General features: G+C 65.8%; 16 protein-coding genes and 1 tRNA gene. 9 read left to right on the forward strand and 8 right to left on the reverse strand.

Annotation, left to right across the window (positions count from 1 at the left end):
• The first annotated feature begins 189 nt into the window (after nucleotides 1–189).
• Nucleotides 190–1,389, forward strand: coding sequence for an amino acid aminotransferase (locus tag F4827_RS00230; RefSeq protein WP_183721157.1), 1,200 nt, complete (start codon nucleotides 190–192; stop codon nucleotides 1,387–1,389).
• Nucleotides 1,390–1,487: 98 nt separating this feature from the next.
• On the opposite strand, the gene F4827_RS00235 is transcribed toward F4827_RS00230, so the two are convergent.
• Both F4827_RS00235 and F4827_RS00240 read right to left on the reverse strand, forming a co-directional pair.
• Nucleotides 1,488–2,834, reverse strand: coding sequence for a patatin-like phospholipase family protein (locus F4827_RS00235; protein WP_260174918.1), 1,347 nt, complete (start codon nucleotides 2,832–2,834; stop codon nucleotides 1,488–1,490).
• A gap of 15 nt (nucleotides 2,835–2,849) precedes the next feature.
• Nucleotides 2,850–3,653: a 3-hydroxybutyrate dehydrogenase gene (locus F4827_RS00240; protein ID WP_183721154.1), complete on the reverse strand. Its 804-nt coding sequence runs from the start codon at nucleotides 3,651–3,653 to the stop codon at nucleotides 2,850–2,852.
• A gap of 277 nt (nucleotides 3,654–3,930) precedes the next feature.
• Between F4827_RS00240 and F4827_RS00245 the strand changes: the two genes are divergently transcribed.
• Nucleotides 3,931–4,902, forward strand: coding sequence for an aldo/keto reductase (locus F4827_RS00245; protein ID WP_183721151.1), 972 nt, complete (start codon nucleotides 3,931–3,933; stop codon nucleotides 4,900–4,902).
• A 164-nt stretch (nucleotides 4,903–5,066) separates the two neighbouring features.
• Nucleotides 5,067–5,912 carry a 23S rRNA (adenine(2030)-N(6))-methyltransferase RlmJ gene (locus tag F4827_RS00250; RefSeq protein ID WP_183721148.1) on the forward strand — a complete coding sequence of 282 codons (846 nt, stop codon included), beginning with the start codon at nucleotides 5,067–5,069 and terminating at the stop codon, nucleotides 5,910–5,912.
• Nucleotides 5,913–5,931: 19 nt separating this feature from the next.
• Here F4827_RS00250 and F4827_RS00255 read toward each other — a convergent pair whose 3' ends face one another.
• The 3 genes from F4827_RS00255 to cueR all read right to left on the reverse strand — a co-directional run bounded on the left by F4827_RS00255 (nucleotide 5,932) and on the right by cueR (nucleotide 7,386).
• Nucleotides 5,932–6,249, reverse strand: coding sequence for a hypothetical protein (locus tag F4827_RS00255; protein WP_183721145.1), 318 nt, complete (start codon nucleotides 6,247–6,249; stop codon nucleotides 5,932–5,934).
• A 260-nt stretch (nucleotides 6,250–6,509) separates the two neighbouring features.
• Nucleotides 6,510–6,656 carry a DUF3563 family protein gene (locus F4827_RS00260; protein ID WP_183721141.1) on the reverse strand — a complete coding sequence of 49 codons (147 nt, stop codon included), beginning with the start codon at nucleotides 6,654–6,656 and terminating at the stop codon, nucleotides 6,510–6,512.
• 313 nt (nucleotides 6,657–6,969) lie between these two features.
• On the reverse strand, nucleotides 6,970–7,386 hold the full coding sequence (gene cueR / locus F4827_RS00265) for a Cu(I)-responsive transcriptional regulator (protein ID WP_183721138.1): 417 nt from the start codon (nucleotides 7,384–7,386) through the stop codon (nucleotides 6,970–6,972).
• A gap of 227 nt (nucleotides 7,387–7,613) precedes the next feature.
• Between cueR and F4827_RS00270 the strand changes: the two genes are divergently transcribed.
• Both F4827_RS00270 and F4827_RS00275 read left to right on the forward strand, forming a co-directional pair.
• Nucleotides 7,614–7,814 (forward strand): heavy-metal-associated domain-containing protein, encoded by a 201-nt coding sequence (locus tag F4827_RS00270; protein ID WP_183721135.1) that lies wholly within the window; start codon nucleotides 7,614–7,616, stop codon nucleotides 7,812–7,814.
• A 15-nt stretch (nucleotides 7,815–7,829) separates the two neighbouring features.
• Nucleotides 7,830–8,747 carry an SDR family oxidoreductase gene (locus tag F4827_RS00275; protein ID WP_183721132.1) on the forward strand — a complete coding sequence of 306 codons (918 nt, stop codon included), beginning with the start codon at nucleotides 7,830–7,832 and terminating at the stop codon, nucleotides 8,745–8,747.
• 48 nt (nucleotides 8,748–8,795) lie between these two features.
• On the opposite strand, the gene F4827_RS00280 is transcribed toward F4827_RS00275, so the two are convergent.
• Genes F4827_RS00280 through imuA form a run of 3 tightly spaced genes read right to left on the reverse strand, consistent with a single transcriptional unit; the run spans nucleotide 8,796 to nucleotide 14,625 of the window.
• Nucleotides 8,796–12,236, reverse strand: coding sequence for an error-prone DNA polymerase (locus F4827_RS00280; protein WP_183721129.1), 3,441 nt, complete (start codon nucleotides 12,234–12,236; stop codon nucleotides 8,796–8,798).
• A 15-nt stretch (nucleotides 12,237–12,251) separates the two neighbouring features.
• Nucleotides 12,252–13,886 (reverse strand): DNA polymerase Y family protein, encoded by a 1,635-nt coding sequence (locus F4827_RS00285; RefSeq protein WP_183721126.1) that lies wholly within the window; start codon nucleotides 13,884–13,886, stop codon nucleotides 12,252–12,254.
• Nucleotides 13,807–14,625, reverse strand: coding sequence for a translesion DNA synthesis-associated protein ImuA (imuA, locus tag F4827_RS00290; RefSeq protein WP_183721123.1), 819 nt, complete (start codon nucleotides 14,623–14,625; stop codon nucleotides 13,807–13,809). Before imuA ends, F4827_RS00285 begins: the two co-directional genes overlap by 80 nt.
• Nucleotides 14,626–14,862: 237 nt before the next feature.
• Between imuA and F4827_RS00295 the strand changes: the two genes are divergently transcribed.
• The 4 genes from F4827_RS00295 (at nucleotide 14,863) to F4827_RS00310 (ending at nucleotide 18,468) form a co-directional block, all read left to right on the forward strand.
• Nucleotides 14,863–14,939 (forward strand) — tRNA-Pro (locus tag F4827_RS00295).
• A gap of 271 nt (nucleotides 14,940–15,210) precedes the next feature.
• Entirely contained in the window at nucleotides 15,211–16,833 is a 1,623-nt protein-coding gene (locus tag F4827_RS00300) for an NAD(P)/FAD-dependent oxidoreductase (protein WP_183721120.1), read from the forward strand.
• 102 nt (nucleotides 16,834–16,935) lie between these two features.
• Entirely contained in the window at nucleotides 16,936–17,415 is a 480-nt protein-coding gene (gene sixA, locus F4827_RS00305; RefSeq protein ID WP_183721116.1) for a phosphohistidine phosphatase SixA, read from the forward strand.
• A gap of 234 nt (nucleotides 17,416–17,649) precedes the next feature.
• On the forward strand, nucleotides 17,650–18,468 hold the full coding sequence (locus F4827_RS00310) for a GNAT family N-acetyltransferase (protein WP_183721113.1): 819 nt from the start codon (nucleotides 17,650–17,652) through the stop codon (nucleotides 18,466–18,468).
• The last annotated feature ends 52 nt before the right edge of the window (nucleotides 18,469–18,520 follow it).

The following is an 18,520-nucleotide window of genomic DNA, read 5'->3' on the forward strand; positions in this document are numbered from 1 at the left end:
AAAGCTGGGCAGAAAGGCCCCGCTGGCCTCGCAGTCGGCGAAAAACCGGCTTGAGGATTCGTTACAATAGCGCGTTGCGTGGCCGGCCGCCCCGCGCTCCCTTGCATCACGGGGCGCACACAGAAGTCCTCAGAAACACCCGCGGCGCGCGGACCACCGAGCTTCTCCCTTCACTTTTGCCGAACCATCATGTCCCTCTTTTCCGCTGTCGAACTCGCCCCCCGCGACCCGATCCTGGGTCTGAACGAAGCCTATAACGCCGACGCACGCGCGACCAAGGTGAACCTCGGCGTGGGCGTGTACACCAACGAAGAAGGCAAGATTCCGTTGCTGCGCGCGGTGCGCGAAGCGGAAAAGGCCCGCGTGGAAGCCGGCCTGCCGCGTGGCTATCTGCCCATCGAAGGCATCGCCGCCTATGACGCGGCTGTGCAAAAGCTGCTGCTCGGCGACGATTCGCCGCTGATCGCGGCTGGCCGCGTCGTCACGGCGCAGGCCATCGGCGGCACGGGCGCGCTGAAGATCGGCGCCGACTTCCTCAAGCGCGTGAACCCGGCCGCCAAGGTCGCGATCAGCGATCCGAGCTGGGAAAACCACCGCGCGCTGTTCGAAAGCGCAGGCTTCGAAGTGGTCGCGTACCCCTACTACGACGCGCAGACCAACGGCGTGAACTTCGAGGCGATGCTTTCGGCGCTCAATGGCTACGCAGCGGGCACGGTCGTGGTGCTGCACGCGTGCTGCCACAACCCGACCGGCGTCGATCTCACGATCGACCAGTGGAAGCAGGTGATCGAAGTCGTGAAGGCGCGTGAGCTCGTGCCGTTCCTCGACATCGCCTACCAGGGCTTTGGTGACGGCATCGCCGAAGACGGCGAAGTCGTGCGCCTGTTCGCGGCATCGGAACTCAACGTGTTCGTGTCGTCGTCGTTCTCGAAGTCGTTCTCGCTGTATGGCGAGCGCGTCGGCGCGCTGTCGATCCTCACGGCCAGCAAAGAAGAATCGTCGCGCGTGCTCTCGCAGCTCAAGCGCGTGATCCGCACCAACTACTCGAACCCGCCGACGCACGGCGGCTCGGTGGTCGCAGCGGTGCTCGGCTCGGCCGACCTGCGCGCCATGTGGGAATCGGAACTCGGCGAAATGCGCAATCGCATCCGCGCAATGCGCACGGGCCTCGTCGAGCGTCTGGCTGCAGCCGGCGTCGACCGCGACTTCAGCTTCATCAACGTGCAACGCGGCATGTTCTCGTACTCGGGCCTGACGGCGGCGCAAGTCGACCGCCTGCGCGAAGAGTTCGGCATCTACGCGGTGAGCACGGGCCGCATCTGCGTGGCCGCGCTGAACACGCGCAACCTGGATGCGGTCGCATCGGCTGTCGCAGCGGTGCTGAAGTAAGCGTCGGCGGCGGCGGCCTTGCGCTGACGTTGCGATAAAAAAGGCGTCCGTTCGCGCGAACGGACGCCTTTTGTTTTGGCGCTCAGGCGGCTTGCGCCTTACCGCGGACCGTTGCCGTGACCGCGCGTATCGCGATGGATATCGTGCGTGACGAAGCCCGAGTCGTTCTCCGGCTTCTCAAGCCAGCCAGGCTGCGCCAGCGTCGCGCGGATATCCTGCAGACCGCTCGCCCAGTGTTCGCGCATCGTCGTGGTGCCGAACTGGAAGTCCTTGAAGTGCCCTTCGTACTCCTTCTGCCGATAGATCAGATGGATCACGTTGTACTTCTTCGAACACGAGAGTTCGTCCGCCAGCTCCACCCACTTATCCTGCCGATGCTCGGGCGAGACTCGGTCCAGCACTTCGCGCAGCACATGCCGGAAACGCTGCGAGCGTTGCAGCATGTCGGTCACCAGACGCGTGCGGCTTGAATACTGGATGTCCTTCATGCGGCCCTGGACGTCGGTGATATTGTCGGGCACCGGCCCGCGCGCGCTCCACAGATCGACCTGGAAGGCGAGCGTGTCGCGCCGCGGCGTGGTCTGGATCACTTCGTAAAGCGGCGTATTCGACATCAGGCCGCCATCCCAGTAGTACTCGCCATCGATCTCCACTGCCGCGAAACCCGGCGGCAGCGCGCCCGAAGCGATGAAATGCTCGGGACGCAGCTTCGTGTTGGTGTTGTCGAAATACACGAAGTTGCCCGTGCCCACGTTCACCGCGCCCAGCGAAACACGCACCTCGCCCGAATTGATGCGATCGAAATCGCAAAGGCGTTCGAGCGTGGCCTTGAGCGGCGTGGTGTCGTAGTAGCTCGCCTTGCCGGGCTGACCCGAAGCATTGGGCAGCGGCGGCGGAAAACGCGGCGTAAAAAAGCCCTTCTGCCCTTCGACGATCGCGCCCGCCGCCTGGAAGGCCGTGAAGGTCTTGCGGATCGCGTCGCCCGCGTTGAACAGCGCGTGTTCGACGAAAGCCGGCAACGGCGGACTCCAGGCCGGCTGGCAGATCGTTTCCCAGAACTCGCGCAGCCGCGCCACGCGATGCTCGGGCGCGTTGCCCGCGATCAGCGCCGTATTGAGCGCACCGATCGAAATGCCCGCGATCCAGTTGGGTGCAACACCGGCCTCGAACAGGCCTTCGTAGACACCCGCCTGATACGCGCCCAGCGCACCGCCGCCCTGCAGCGTGAGCGCGACGGTTTCCCATTGCGCGGAGTCGCTGCTACAGCGCGACGCGCGCGCATGGGCTTGCGCAGCCTGATGGGCTGCCTGATGCGCGGCGTCATGCGCTGCGTGCTGCGCTCCAGCCTCGCCAGCCTGCTGGGGCTGCGTGCCCGCCCCGGTATGCGCGCCGGCTTCTTCGCCGACCGCGCTCGATTGGACCTGCCCTTTCTTGCGCTGCGCCATGACCGGGCCTCCGCGTTACTGCATGAACCAGCCGTGGCTGACGACGAACGACTGGCCCGTGAGCGCCGCGCTCGGGAACGCCGACAGGAACAGCACCGTCTGCGCGACGTCTTCGACCGTGGTGAACACGCCGTCCACCGTGCCGCCGAGCATGACTTTCTTGACCACTTCGTCTTCGGAAATGCCCAGCTCCTTGGCCTGTTCGGGGATCTGCTTGTCCACCAGCGGGGTGCGCACGAAGCCCGGACACACGACGTGCGAGCGCACGTTGTGCTTGCCGCCTTCCTTGGCCAGCACGCGCGCAAGGCCGAGCAGACCATGCTTGGCCGTCACATAGGCCGACTTCAGCGGCGACGCCTCGTGCGAATGCACCGACCCCATGTAGATCACCACGCCGCCGCGATCGTCCTTGTACATGTACTTGAGTGCGGCCTTGGTGGTGAGAAACGCGCCATCGACGTGAATCGCCTGCATTTTCTTCCAGTCGGCAAACGAATAGTTTTCGATTGGATTGACGATCTGGATGCCGGCGTTCGAGACGAGGATGTCGATCGAGCCAAAGGTGGCGGCGACCTTGTCGATGCCGTCGTTGACGGCCTCTTCGCTGGTCACGTCCATGGCGACGCCGATGGCCTTGCCGCCCGCGCCCTTGATCTCCTCAGCCACGGCGTCCGCGCCGCTCTGGTTCAGGTCGGCGATGGCGACGGCGGCGCCCGCCTGGGCGAGCGTGAGCGCGATCTGCTTGCCGATGCCGCTGGCTGCTCCAGTGACAACCGCGACCTTGCCATCGAGCTTCGAATTCAGTGAGAGAGACGACATCGAGCACCTCCAGAAAATGGATACCGTGGACAGGATGAGACCGCGATGCGCATTCGCCGTCAAATCAGCCATTCGACCTATGCCATCCGGCTGAATGTTGCGCCGCGATCAACCGCGCTATTGTGCATGAAGCCGCCTGACACGCGCGTGAAGCTGGCAAGCCGCCTTCGTGCGTTTGCTGCGCGCCTGTCGCAGCGCGGCGCAAGCCTTCTGCGCCCGCAAGCGGATCGTGCTAACTTGCCTGCTCAATCGGCAGCATCAAGCAAAGGAGACGTTCATGAATTATCGGCGACTGGGCCGCTCAGGCCTGCAAGTCAGCGAACTGTCCATCGGCTCGTGGGTCACATACGGCAATCAGGTCGACCGGAATCTTGCGCGCGAATCGCTTGCCGCGGCGCGCGACGCCGGCGTCAACTTCTTCGATAACGCCGAAGTCTACGCAGGCGGCCAGTCTGAAGAAATCATGGGCCAGGCGCTCAAGGAACTCGCATGGCCGCGCGTGAGCTACGTGGTGTCCACCAAGTTTTTCTGGGGTTTGAACGAAGCGCCCAACCAGTACCACACGCTCAATCGCAAATACCTGCTGGACGCCATCGACCATTCGCTCAAACGCCTGCAACTCGATTACGTCGATCTGGTGTTCTGCCATCGCCCCGACCCGAACACGCCGGTCGAGGAAACGGTCTGGGCGATGAGCGACATGATCACGCGCGGCAAAGCGCTCTACTGGGGCACCTCGGAATGGAGCGCGGACGAAATTCGCGCCGCGTGGGAAATCGCCGAACGCCATCATCTGCACAAGCCCGTGATGGAGCAGCCGCAGTACAACCTGTTCCACCGTCGCCGCGTGGAAGACGAGTATCGGCGTCTTTATGAAGACATCGGCCTTGGCCTGACCACATGGAGCCCGCTCGCTTCGGGGCTGCTCACGGGCAAGTATCGCGGCGGCGTGCCGGCCGACAGCCGCGCGCAGTTGCAGGGCTACGACTGGCTGCGCAAGCAGGTCACGGATGCTGATAAAAACGCAATCGTCGGCAAGCTTGCGGATTTTGCCAAAGAACTGGACTGCACCGTCGGGCAGCTGGCGCTTGCGTGGATTCTCAAGAATCCGGATGTGAGCACGGTCATTACCGGCGCTTCGCGCGTGGAGCAAATCGGCGAAAACATGAAAGCGCGCGACGTGGCGGAAAAGATCACGCCGGAGGTGAAGGAGAAGATCGAGGCGATCGTCGGCGAAGCCTACGATTGAGCGCATGCGCTCAGGCTTGCGCTGGTTACAGCGCGCCGCACCTGTACAATACGCGGCCTTTCTCCGGCGGCGCACATGAAGCGCCGCCGGTCCGTCTCACCTGCCACCGGTCTGCGCGACTCCACACGGGTTCGCTGCCGCCCGGGCTTGCCTTTGGCCCCATCATGCTGAGCTACCGTCACGCCTTTCACGCCGGCAATCACGCCGATGTCCTCAAGCACGCCGTCGCCGTGCAGTTGCTGAACTATCTCGGCAAGAAGGACAAGGCGTACTGGTATATCGACACCCACGCGGGCGCAGGCGCCTACGCGCTGCGCGAAGGCTACGCGACCAAAAACGCCGAATTCGATACCGGCATCGGCAAGCTGTGGGGCCGCACGGATCTGCCCGAAATGCTGTCGGAGTACGTCGACGAAGTGGCGGCGCTCAATCCGGACGGCGATCTGCGCTTCTACCCCGGCTCGCCCTATCTGGCGTGGCGTCTGATGCGCGAGCAGGACCGCATGCGCCTGTTCGAGCTGCACAGCACCGAGATCGACGTGCTGCGTCATCGCTTTCGCGACGCGGGCCGCCGCGTGATGATCTATCCCGGTGACGGTTTCGACGGCATCAAGGCGCTGCTGCCCCCGCCGCCGCGCCGCGCGCTGGTGCTGATCGATCCGTCGTTCGAAGACAAGCGCGACTATTCGCGCACGATCAGATGCCTGGAAGAAAGTCTCGAACGTTTCGCCACCGGCACTTACGCGGTCTGGTATCCGCAGGTGACGCGCCCCGAGTCGCAGCGTTTCCCGGACCAGCTCAAGCGCCTGCAGGAAAAGAACTGGCTGCACGTTTCGCTGTCGGTCAGCCATCCGCCCAAGGACGGCTTCGGGCTGTTCGGCAGCGGCATGTTCATCCTGAACCCGCCCTACACGCTCTCGGCGTCGCTCAAGGAAACCATGCCGTTCCTCGTCAAGACGCTCGGCATCGACGACGGCGCGCAGTTCAAGATCGAATCGCGCGGCGACTGAGCGTCGCCATCCCTGCGCCTTACTGCTGCGGCGCGTATTGCTGAGGGACGTACTGCTGCGGAGAATACTGCTGTTGCATGGGCCGCGGATGAGGCGGTCGTCCGCCGCCGCCTGGCACTTCCACATAAGGCGCGACGATGATCGGCTGCGAGCCGTTCGCGGGCGTCCCATCGAGCGTGGGCAACTGTTGCATCTGCACCATCGGCTGATGCGAGAGCGGCGCGGTCTGCAGCACCGTGCCCGATTGCCCATCGTTGATCCCCGTTTCCGTATCCAGAATCAACGGCTTGCCCGCCGCGTGTGCGCCTGCGCTTGCGAGCGCCACGGCGGCTGCCATCAAAGCAGCGGCCAGCGTTGGTCGGAAAAAGCGGTCTGACGCCATGTAAAGCCCCCGGAGAGAATGTGCGACGCGAGCGGTCGTGCTTACCTACGTGTTGTCGGCTAATCGCAAAAAGGACTTTACCTTAGCGTGGTGGCAAGGTTCAGACTACAAGGCATACGGAAATCCGGCCTAGAAACGACAAAGCCCCGCGAGATGCGGGGCTTGAGGCAAGTCGGCGGCCTTGATGCGCCGTGTGACGCGGGCCGGTGGACTGCTTACAGCGAGTAGCCGTTCGATTCGAGCGAGCGGATACGCTGTTCGAGTTGCACGATGTCGGCCGACGAGGCGAGATACGTTTCGCGGCGGCGACGTTCTGCAGTTTCGAACCAGGTGCTCAGCTTTTCGAGGAAGTACGCAAACATGATGGTGTTCTCCAAGGATCGGGATCTATCCCCGGTGGATTTGCATCAGGGATTACCCTCGTAAGGGATAACCCGCATTATAACGGTTGCACCCAACTTTTCCAGTGAATTGCTCGCATGCAGTGCATTCCAATCTGGAATGGTGCACAGCGAAATCTTTGGCAACATCATGATTTGTCGGCAAATTATCAGGACGATACGCAAAACTCTCGCGATTCATGCCGTTTTACGCACCATCACGGTGCACAAAACGGCAAAAATTGCGATCTGCTGCGCGCACGGGTTGCACCTTTTGCTGAAGATTTGCGCAACCTCAAACTTCGGCAACATGTGCAACCCGATCCGGGTCAGCAAGGCCTTCGATGATCGGACAGTCCGGACGGTCGTCGCCGTGACAATGCGCCGCAAGATGGCGCAGCGTGTCGCGCATCTGCGTGAGTTCGGCGATACGCTGGTCGAGTTCGGCCACATGTTCGAGCGCGATGGCCTTCACTTCGGCGCTGGCGCGCGAGCGGTCGTGCCACAGCGCCAGCAGCCGGCGGATATCGTCGACGAGAAAACCCAGCCGCCGCGCCTGGCGAATAAAGCGCAGCGCGTGCACCTCTTCCATGCCGTAGACGCGGTAGCCAGACTCCGTGCGTGCTTTGGGCGCGATCAGGTCCACGCTTTCGTAGTAGCGGATCATTTTCGCCGTAACGCCCGAGGCGCGCGCCGCTTCGCCGATATTCATGCTGCTCTCCTTCCATTTGCCGATTTTCTGATGCTACACCTTCCCATCATGGGAAGGTCCAGCCGCCTCGCCCCGTCAGCCGGAACGCCCCGTCAGCCGCCTCGCCCCGTCAGCCGCCTCGCCCCGTCAGCCGCCTCGCCCCGTCAGCCGGAACGCCGGACCGCCGGAACTCCGCTGGCATAATCGGGCGACGCTTTTTCCTCCGTTCTCTTTAAAAGGAATTCACCATGATCCAGTTCAACGTCGAAGGCATGAGCTGCCAGCACTGCGTCGGCGCCGTCACGCGCGCGATCCACGAGCAGGACGCCGCCGCGAAGGTCCAGGTCGATCTGGCCACGGGCCGCGTGAGCGTCGAATCGAGCCAGAGCGCCGAGGTGCTCAAGGCCGCCATCGACGAAGCCGGCTACACCGTCACGGCCACGGCCTGACACGGGGCGCGCGCCATGTTCAAGGTCGCCATCGTCGGTGCATCCGGTCTGCTCGGCCGCGCGCTCGTGCGTGAGCTTCAGACGCAAACCGGCTGGCAGGTCGTGCAGACGGCTTTCAGCCGCGTCGGTCCGCAGCAGGTCGCGCTCGATGTGCGCGACGCACGCGCGGTCGTTGATTTCGTGGCGCGCGAAGCGCCGGATGCGATCGTGATCGCCGCCGCCGAGCGTCGCCCCGATGTGTGCGAGCACGATCCCGCTGCGGCGCGTGCGCTCAACGTCGACGCGGTGCGCCACTTCGCAGCGGCGGCAACGGCGCGCAACGCGTGGGTGCTGTCGATTTCCACCGACTACGTGTTCGACGGCAGCGCGCCGCCCTATCTGCCCGAGTCCACGCCGAATCCGCTCAACGCCTACGGTCGCAGCAAGCTCGAAGGCGAGCGTGCGTTGCTCGACGCCACCGGCAACGCCCTGGTGCTACGTCTGCCGCTGCTTTACGGGCCGATCGTAAGCTGGCAGGAATCGGCGGTGACGAGCCTCGTGCCAGCGATCCGCGCTGCCGCGCAGAAGGACGGCAAGCCTGCCCTGATGGATGCGTGGGCCACGCGTTATCCCACCTTCACGCCCGACGTGGCCCTCGTGATCCGCGAGTTGCTCACACGCTGCGCCGACGGCGACGCCGTGCGCGGGATCGCGCAATGGTCCGGCGACGAGCCGATGACCAAGTACGAAATCGCGCAGCGCATCGCGCGTGCGCTCGGCATCGACGCGAACCTGATCGCGCAGACCGAACCCGCCGACGCCACGCCGCGCCCGCGCGACTGCCATCTCGATTCGGGGCGGCTGGAAGCGCTGGGCATCGGCCGCCGCACTCCCTTCGATGCGGGCATCCGCGCCGTGCTCGACGCCTTCGAGGCGCAACACCCGCGGGCATAAGCCTTTCTGGCGCGCGGCACACCCAGGGCCGCGCGCCCTTGCCCACGCTCAATGAAAATCGCGACTCTGCGTCGCCAGACGTCCGAGCAGACGGCTATGGTCCTCCAGCCGCTTCGCGACCAGATGCACGACCTCGCCTTCGCGCTGCACCACACCCGCCACCGCCAGCAGCGACGCGCCCAGCAATTCCTTGCGCTGTTTCTCCACCAGCGCCGCGTGCACGATCACATTGACCGAGCCGGTTTCATCCTCAAGCGAAACGAAGATGGTGCCCTTGGCCGTGCCGGGCCGCTGCCGCACCGTGACGATGCCGCATACGCGCGCAGGCTTGCCGTGCGGGTACAGCGCCAGTTGCGCCGCGCTGAGAAAACGCTGTTTCGCCAGCCCATCGCGCAGCAGTTCGAGCGGATGGCGATTGAGCGTGAGGCGCAGGCTCGCGTAATCGGCGACGATTTCCGCGCCTTCTGACGCGCGCGGCAGATCGATGCGCGCCTCGGCCACGGGCGCGTCGCGTAGTAGCGCGGGCACCGCATGCTGCGCGGTCACGGCCCACCACGCCTCGCGCCGGTGGCCCGCGATGCTCGCGAGCGCATTGGCCCCTGCCAGCGCCTCCAGTTCGCGGCGCGTGAGCGCGGCGCGGCGCGCGAGGTCATCGACATCGGCGAACGGCGACTGCGCACGCGCCGCTATCACGCGCCGCGCGGCATCCTCCGAAAAGCCCTTGATGAGACTGAAGCCCAGCCGCACCGCCGGGCCGCCGCTGCCGTAATGCTGCGGCGCTTGCGCGGCGCGCAGGCGTTCGATGCATCGATGACGGCGCATCAGTTCGCGCAAGCGCGGCACGCCGCGGCGCGCCACGGCGGCCTGCAGACGCGCACGGTAATGCGCCACCCGCGTGCGGCGCACGCGCGCCGTGTCGTCGTCCAGGCGCACGCCCGGCTTGCTGCGCACTTCCAGCACCGACTCCCATGCGCTGATCGCGATATCGGGCGCGCGCACCGGCACGCCGTGACGCTTCGCATCCTGCACCAGTTGCGAAGGCGAATAGAAGCCCAGCGGCTGGCTGTTAAGCAGCCCCGCCAGAAACGCGGCGGGCTCGTAGCGCTTGAGCCACGAACTCGTGTAGACGAGCAGCGCGAAACTGGCCGCATGGCTTTCCGGAAACCCGTAATCGCCGAAGCCTTCGATCTGGGCGCAGATGCGATCGGCGAATTCTTCCAGGTACCCCTTCGCCATCATGCGGTTCTTCAGATCCTCCTGATACGGCTTCAGATTGCCGTCACGCCGCCACGCCGCCATCGCGCGGCGCAGCTTGTCGGCTTCCTCGCCCGAATAATCGGCGGCGACCATCGCCAGGTGCATCACCTGCTCCTGGAAGATCGGCACGCCCAGCGTGCGTTCGAGCACCGGGCGCAGTTCGTCCCTGGCGTACTCGACGCGCTCCTCGCCATGCCGGCGCTTGAGATACGGATGCACCATGTCGCCCTGGATCGGCCCGGGCCGCACGATCGCCACCTGGATCACGAGGTCGTAATAGGTGCGCGGGCGCAGGCGCGGCAACATGCTCTGCTGCGCGCGCGACTCGATCTGGAATACGCCGACGGTATCCGCGTGGCTGCACATTGCGTAGACGGCCGGGTCTTCGATCGGAATGTCCTTTACGCCGAACTGCGGCAACCCGCGCCGCAGCGCCACGAATTCGAGCGAGCGCCGGATCGCCGAAAGCATGCCGAGCGCCAGCACGTCCACCTTGAGCAGACGCAGCGCATCGATATCGTCCTTGTCCCACTCGATCACGTAACGGTCTTTCATGGCCGCGTTCTCGATCGGCACGAGCCGCGAGAGCTTGTCGCGCGCGATCACGAAACCGCCCACGTGCTGCGAGAGATGGCGCGGAAAACCGCGCAACTCGCGCGTGAGGCGGATTAACTGCTGCGTGACGGGCGAATCGGACGAGAAACCCGCTTCCTGCAGATGATGCGCGATCGAATCGGGACCGTCCCACCACTGATGCGCGCCCGAGAGTTTTTCGACCAGCGTGTGGTCGAGCCCGAGCGCCTTGCCCACATCGCGCAGCGCGCTGCGCGAGCGATAGGTGATGAGCGTGGCCGCCAGCGCGGCGCGGCGCGTGCCGTATTTGCGGTAGATGTACTGAATGACTTCTTCACGGCGTTGATGCTCGAAATCGACGTCGATGTCCGGCGGCTCATTGCGCGCGCGTGACAGAAAACGCGCGACCAGCATGTTCATGCGCACGGGATCGATTTCGGTGATTTTCAGGCAAAAGCACACGACCGAATTGGCCGCCGAGCCGCGCCCCTGGCAGAGGATCTTCTGCTCGCGCGCGAAGCGCACGATGTCGTGTACGGTCAGGAAGTATTTCTCGTATTTCAGCTCGGTGATGAGCGTGAGTTCCTGCTCGATCTGGCTTTCGCGCTTTGTCGTCATGCCGTCGGGCCAGCGCTCGGCCGCGCCCTGCATCACCAGCTTGCGCAGCCAGGTGGCGGGCGTCTCGTCGGCGGGCACCAGCTCTTCGGGATATTCGTAGGCCAGTTCGCCCAGGTCGAAGGTGCAGCGGCGCGCGACCTCCAGCGTCGCATCGAGCGTATCGCGCGGATAGAGCGCGCTCAGCCGCACGCGCGAGCGCAGATGACGTTCCGCATTCGGCTCCAGCGCCCGCCCGCACGACGCGAGCGGCTTGCCGATGCGCACCGCGCTCAACGTGTCCTGCAAGGGCTTGCGCGAGCGCGCATGCATCAGCACGCCGCCCGCCGCGACGAGCGGCAAGCCGCTTTCCTGCGAGACGTGGCGCAGCACTTCGATCTGCGTATCGTCGCCGCCGGCCTGCCAGAGTTCGAGCGCGAGCCACGCGCGCCCGCTCGCGAAGCCCGCGAGCCAGTGCGCGGCGCGCAGCGTCTGCGCGAGCGTGGCGGTGCGCTGCGGCACCAGCAGCAGCACGCAGTCGCGCAGATGGCGAAGATGCGTGAAATCGGCTTGCGGATCGGTGAGATGGGCCTGCGGATCGGTGAAATCCGCGGGATGGAGGCGGTAGTGGCCTTTGTCCGCCCGCGAGCGCGCGAGCGTGATCAGCTCGCAGAGATTGCCGTAGCCCTCGCGGTTCATCGCGATCGCGATGAGGGTGCAGAACGGCTCATTATTTTCATCGACGAGATTCAGTTCGCTGCCAATCAGCAGTTGCAGCGAGGGGACGAAGGGCGTGGCGCGCGCGTCGGCTTCGTGGGCCTTGCGGCGCGCCTCGTCGAAATCCCTGAGCGCGCTCCAGGCGCGCACGACGCCCGCGAACGAGCACTCGTCGGTGATGGCGAGCGCGCTGTAGCCGTGCTGGATCGCCTGCTCGACCAGCTCGTTCGGGCGCGACGCGCCGCGCAGGAACGTGAAGTTGGTGAGACAGTGCAGCTCCGCATACTCCGGCAACTGCGCCGGTGATGGTTGCGCGGGCAACGAGGCGCCCGCTCCACGATTAGACATGACGCGTTCAGAAAATCAGCCAAACAAGCCCTGCAGATACCACTGGCCGCCGATGCGCTCACGGTAGAGCCAGAACATGCGGCCCTGGTCGTCGGCGGCCACGTAGTAATCGCGCCCGACGCCCTCGCCGTCCCACCAGCCCGCCTCGATGCGCTCGGTGCGCGTGAGCGTCTTGAGCGGACGCCGATACACCGGCCGGTCGTCGCGCGTGGCCAGCCTGAGCGGCTTTTCGAGCAGCCACGCCGGACGCGGCTGAGCCGGCAACGGCACTTCAGGCAGATCGAAGGCGCTCTGCACCGGCGCGCGGTCTTCCTGTGCCGCGGCCTGCACACTCGACTTGCGCGATTTGCGCGGGGCCTGGCGGCGCGCGGGTGCCCGCGCAGGTGCACGATACGTTCGCGCCGACATCGCATGCTCGGGCCGATGGTCGTCCTCGACGAACAGCTGCAACACGTTCTGCTCGCCAATACGCGCGCCGATGCGCTCGAACAGCTGCGCCAGCGATGCATCCGACGCCTCGGGCGAGGGGAACAGCGTGTCGGTGGGCGGCGCGTACTCGCACACCTGATCGGCGACCAGCGCAAGGCCGATCACGGGCGCAATCAACTCGGTCTGGTTGAGCTTTTCGCGCAGCAGCCACAGCAGATGGTCGGCGTCGCGCGAAGGCGCAGCCCACGTGAGCCGCAAGCTCGACGTGCGCGGCGCATGGCGCGACGCCAGTTCGTGCTCCAGACGCAGCTCGAAGCCGCTCAACGCGCCATATTGCACGGCGAGCCAGCCCGCCAGCTGCAGCACGAGACGGCGCGCGGCGAACAGCAGCGCTTCGGCGCTTTCCACGCGCGCCTGCAATTCGAGCGACGCATGAAACGACGGCGGCGCGGCGAACCACGCGCGCGGATCGGGCGTCTCGCCGCGCGCCTGCGCGAGCCACACGAGCACGTCATCGCCGAAGCGGCGCACGATGCCGTCGCGCGGCAGGCGCCGCAGGTCGCCCAGCGTCGCGCAGCCGATCTGCGTGAGCGCATGTTCGTGCTGCGCGGCGAACGGCGCGAGCGTGACCGGCAAGGCGTCGAGTGCGCGCGCGAGCGTGCTGTCCTTGAGCACGTGGAAGCGCCGCACAGCATGCGCGCCTGCGCTTGCATGCGCCTGCGCCAGCGTCCACGCGCCCCACGCGGTAGGCGCGCAGGCGATGCGCGCGGCGTGGCCGCAGCCGGCCACCGTGGCCTTGACCCTGGCGAGCAGCGCACGCACGCCGCCGAACAGGCGCAAGCCTGAGCCGACTTCGAGCAATAGCGTAGGCGACTGCTGCGCCTGCGCGAGCGAGACCTTCGGCGTATAGGCGAGCAACGCGAGCGCGAGCGCCTCGAACGCGCGCGTTTCGCACGCCGCGTCCGGTTCGAGCAGCACGAGGCCTGGCGCGAGCGCGAGAGCGTGTGCGCGCGCGCTGCCAGGCTGCACGCCCAGGCGAAACGCATCGCGATCGGCGATCAGGATGCGCGCGTGATCGGCGAGCGCGTAGCAGCGTTCGGGCTGGCCTGCATCGCTCTGCCCTGCAACCCGCGTCTCGCCCTCACACGACCCGGGCGACGGAAGCGGCGGCCTGACGGCCTCCAGCGGCAACAACGGCAAGGTGACGGCGATCCACAGCATGATTGATCCCGGGCCACGGCATGACCGGCGCTGCGCCCGGCTGGGGCAGCACCGACTCCTGCAGCGGCAAAGTGACGACGAGTGGCTGGGCGGGCGGCGGCCCGCGGCGCTTGAAAATATCGATGCAGACACCGGTGTGCTGCATCCATTCGCGGCGATTCAGACGCGTATCCGCTACGGGCGGCGGCACCGGCGTGCAGACCATGCGCAGCGGCGCGGGCGACGACTGGCTGCGCGCCGCTGGCGCTCGCATCAGAAAGGCCAGCGCCTGCGAATCCTGAGCGGCGACCTGCAGACGGCGCAGCACGTCGGCGCGCGCCTTCGGTTGCCACAGCATCACCGCGCCGATGCCGTCCTGCTTGAGCGCCTGCTCGGCGGCCCACGGCGCTTTGTCCTCGCCCGCGCGGATCCAGACGAGGCGATCGAGCGCGATCCCCCACGCTTCGAGTGCGCACGCATAGGGCCGCCACGGCGGCGCGACCAGCAGCACATATCGCCCCTGTGCGGTGAGCGCGCGCACCGCAGGCGCAACCAGACGCATCTCGCCGATGCCGCCCTGCTCCACCAGCAGCTCGGTCAGGCTGCCCGACGGCCAGCCCGCGCCGGGCAGCAGCGCATCGAGCGCGGCATGGCCGCTCGACACCGTGCGCATGCCCGCGCCCCCAAGCTGATTGCCCTGCCAGATCCGGCTTTGCAGCCGGGGCGGCAGTGTTGCCGCTAGCTGGAGTGCTGCTGCCATGATCGCGCTCTGAAAAAAGAAAACAGGAAGCCCTGCCCAACGCTGGATGGGGCATGACGAGGACGAGGCATCGTCGCATCGAGCGACAACGCCACCCTGTATATTTATACAGTATTCAGGAGGTTTCCTGGAAGGAGGTTTTTGGGGGACGGGTTCGGTGCATTGAGCGTATAAAAACCGCCCGATGCAAACCCATTTGACGCGGCTCGCAAAGAGACGATACAATCCACGATTCGTCGGAGCGTAGCGCAGCCTGGTAGCGCATCTGATTTGGGATCAGAGGGTCGTAGGTTCGAATCCTATCGCTCCGACCAGCAATACCGAGGGGTTACACGCCATTGGCCTGTAGCCCCTTTTTCATTTTCTCCCGCCCGGTCGCCATCAACCTCGGACCTCGCCCGGAGAAACGCGGAAAGCACGCCCAGGCGCAGCCTTGCCCGGCTGCTTCCCGCCAGACAAAGTTCAAGCAAACGGCCTCAAGCAAACGGCCGGCTTCGTTCCCGCTGGGCCACCGGCGGATCCAGCCGGCGAGCTTATAAAATACAGATCGGCCACGATTCCCGTGGCGACCGCACCCTGGCACCCATGTTACGTCTATCCGAAGTCAAACTCCCCCTCGACCACGCCGAAAGCGAGCTTGAAGCCGCGATTCGGGGACGCCTTGCGGACCTCGGCGTAGCGAAAGACGCGCTCATCCGCTACACCGTCTTTCGCCGCGCGCACGACGCCCGCAAGCGCTCGGATATCAAGCTGACCTATATCGTCGATATCGAGGTCCAGGACGAGGCGAAGGTGCTCAGGCAGATCGCCGGCAAGCCGCATTGCGGGGTGACGCCGGACATGACCTACCGGTTCGTGGCGAAGGCGCCGGAACATTCGACGCGCCCGCGTCCGGTGGTGATCGGCATGGGGCCGTGCGGCCTGTTCGCGGGGCTGATCCTCGCGCAGATGGGTTTCAGGCCGATCATCCTCGAACGCGGCAAGGCCGTGCGCGAGCGCACCAAGGACACCTTTGGCCTGTGGCGTAAATCCGTGCTGAACCCGGAATCGAACGTGCAGTTCGGCGAAGGCGGCGCGGGCACGTTCTCGGACGGCAAGCTCTACAGCCAGATCAAGGATCCCCACCACTACGGCCGCAAGGTGCTGGAGGAGTTCGTCAAGGCCGGCGCGCCGGAAGACATCCTGTATCTGAGCCGCCCGCACATCGGCACGTTCCGTCTCGTGAGCATGGTCGAAAAGATGCGCGCCACCATCCATGAACTGGGCGGCGAAGTGCGCTTCGAAACCCGCGTCGAAGATATCGAGATCGAAAACGGCAAGGTGCGCGCGCTCCAGCTCTCGAACGGCGAGACGCTGCCGTGCGATCACGTCGTACTGGCTGTCGGCCACAGCGCGCGCGATACGTTCCAGATGCTTCACGAGCGCGGCGTGTTCATGGAGGCCAAGCCGTTCTCGCTGGGCTTCCGTATCGAGCATCCGCAGGGTGTGATCGATCGCAGCCGCTTCGGCAAGTTCGCGGGCCACAAGGAGCTGGGCGCAGCCGACTACAAGGTCGTGCACCACGCCAACAATGGCCGCGCGGTCTACAGCTTCTGCATGTGTCCGGGCGGCACGGTGGTCGCGGCCACTTCGGAGCCGGGTCGCGTGGTCACCAACGGCATGAGCCAGTACTCGCGCGCCGAACGCAACGCGAATGCGGGCATCGTCGTCGGCATTACGCCTGAGGATTATCCGGGCGGCCCGCTCGCCGGCATCGCGTTCCAGCGCAAGTGGGAAGAGCGCGCGTTCGAACTCGGCGGCAGCAACTATCAGGCGCCGGGCCAGCTGGTGGGCGACTTCATCGCTGGGCGGCCGTCGACCTCGCTGGGCTCCGTGGTGCCGTCGTACAAGCCGGGCGTGACGCCGACCGATCTGAGCACGGCGCTGCCCGATTACGTGATCGAAGCGATCCGCGAAGCGCTGCCGCAGCTCGACAAGAAGATCAACGGCTTCGCCATGCACGACGCCGTGCTGACCGGCGTGGAGACGCGTACGTCGTCGCCGCTGCGCATTCGCCGCAAGGACAACTACCAGAGCATGAACGTCGAGGGGCTGTATCCGGCCGGCGAAGGCGCGGGCTATGCCGGTGGGATCTATTCGGCGGCGATCGACGGCATCGAAGTGGCGCAGGCGGTGGCGCTCGACATGGTGTCGGGCGGCGCGGCCTGATCCGTGCGCAACGAGGAGAACGCAGGAATCGAGGGGAATGCCTGACACTGCCCGGCCTTGCCCTCCTCCTACAATGACGCCATCCCTCCAGGAGAGCCGCTTATGAACCTCATCCTCTGGCGCCACGCCGAAGCCGAGGAGATCGCCGCGAGCGATCTCGCCCGCCAGCTCACCACGCGCGGGCGCAAGCAGGCCCAGAATGTCGCGCGCTGGCTGCGCACGCGCCTGCCCGAAGACGCCGTGATCCTGGCGAGTCCCGCCGCGCGCACCATGCAGACCGCCGAAGCGCTCACCGATCAATACCGCGTGGTGCGCGAGATCGCCCCCAACGCCAGCGTCGAAGCCGTGCTGGAGGCCGCTGGCTGGCCCGAGGGCATCGCCTCGACCGTGGTGGTGGTCGGCCATCAGCCGACCCTTGGCGAGGTGCTGGCCACGCTGCTGGGCAACGAAACGAACAGCGACGGCAGCGTGCGCCGCAGCTGGCCCGTCAAAAAGTCGGGCGTCTACTGGATCAAGAGCCGCGAGCGCAACGGCGACGGCGAAGCCGTCCTGTTCGCCGCCATCACACCCGAGCTCGTTTAAAGCAGCCCGCGTCGCATCGCCCCCACACCTCGCGCCGCCTTCCGTGCGGCGTGCATCTGGCCTCCCTCGCGAACGCACACACGCCCGCCCAGCAAGCCTCGCGCGGGCGGCAGCCGTGCTCCGGCCCCAGCTGGCTTACAGCGCGTCATCGAATCGTCATTGCGTTTTCATGGAACCGTAACCCCGGCTTACTACATTGCCGGGAAAGTTCCTTTACCTTTGACAGGACGCCCCATGCGAGATCTGCCGACGCCCTCCCTGCCGTTCGCCTTGAGCAGTTTCGAGTCGACCCGGAGTCTGCCGCGTGCCGAAGAAACGGTCACCCCGCAGCACCGGCTGCAGGTAACCTGGGCTCGCACTGACGAAGAACTGCGCGAGGCGCAACGTCTGCGCTACCGCGTGTTCGCCGAGGAAATGGGCGCACGTCTGTCAGGCCCGGCGGGCCTCGATGTCGACGTCTTCGACAACTACTGCGATCACCTGCTGGTGCGCGACCTCGACACGCTCAAGGTCGTCGGCACCTATCGCGTGCTGCCGCCGCACCAGGCCACGCGCATCGGCCGCCTGTACGCGGAAAGCGAATTCGACGTCTCGCGTCTGGCGCATCTGCGCCCGAAGATGGTCGAAGTGGGCCGCTCGTGCGTGCATCCCGACTACCGCAGCGGCTCGGTCATCATGTCGCTGTGGGGCGGTCTGGGCGCCTACATGAAGCACAACGGCTACGAGACGATGCTGGGCTGCGCTAGCGTGGCGATGGTCGACGGCGGCCACTACGCGGCCAACCTGTACAGCTCGCTGGGTGCAAGCGCGCTGACGGACCCCGAATACCGCGCGTTCCCGCACACGCCGCTGCCCGTCGAGGAACTGCGCACCGGCGCGTCGGCCGTGCCGCCGCCGCTCATCAAGGGCTATCTGCGCCTGGGCGCGAAGATCTGCGGCGCACCGGCCTGGGATCCCGATTTCAATACCGCCGACTTCCTCACGCTGTTCCGCCTCTCGGACATCAACGAACGATACGCGCGCCACTTCCTGGGCGACGCAGCGGGCCGCTAATCCACATCCGAGGCCTGGGCAGCAACGCAGGCCTCAAAAGCAATGCCCGGCG

It is taken from the genome of Paraburkholderia bannensis (genome assembly GCF_014200455.1).
Classification (GTDB): domain Bacteria; phylum Pseudomonadota; class Gammaproteobacteria; order Burkholderiales; family Burkholderiaceae; genus Paraburkholderia; species Paraburkholderia bannensis_A.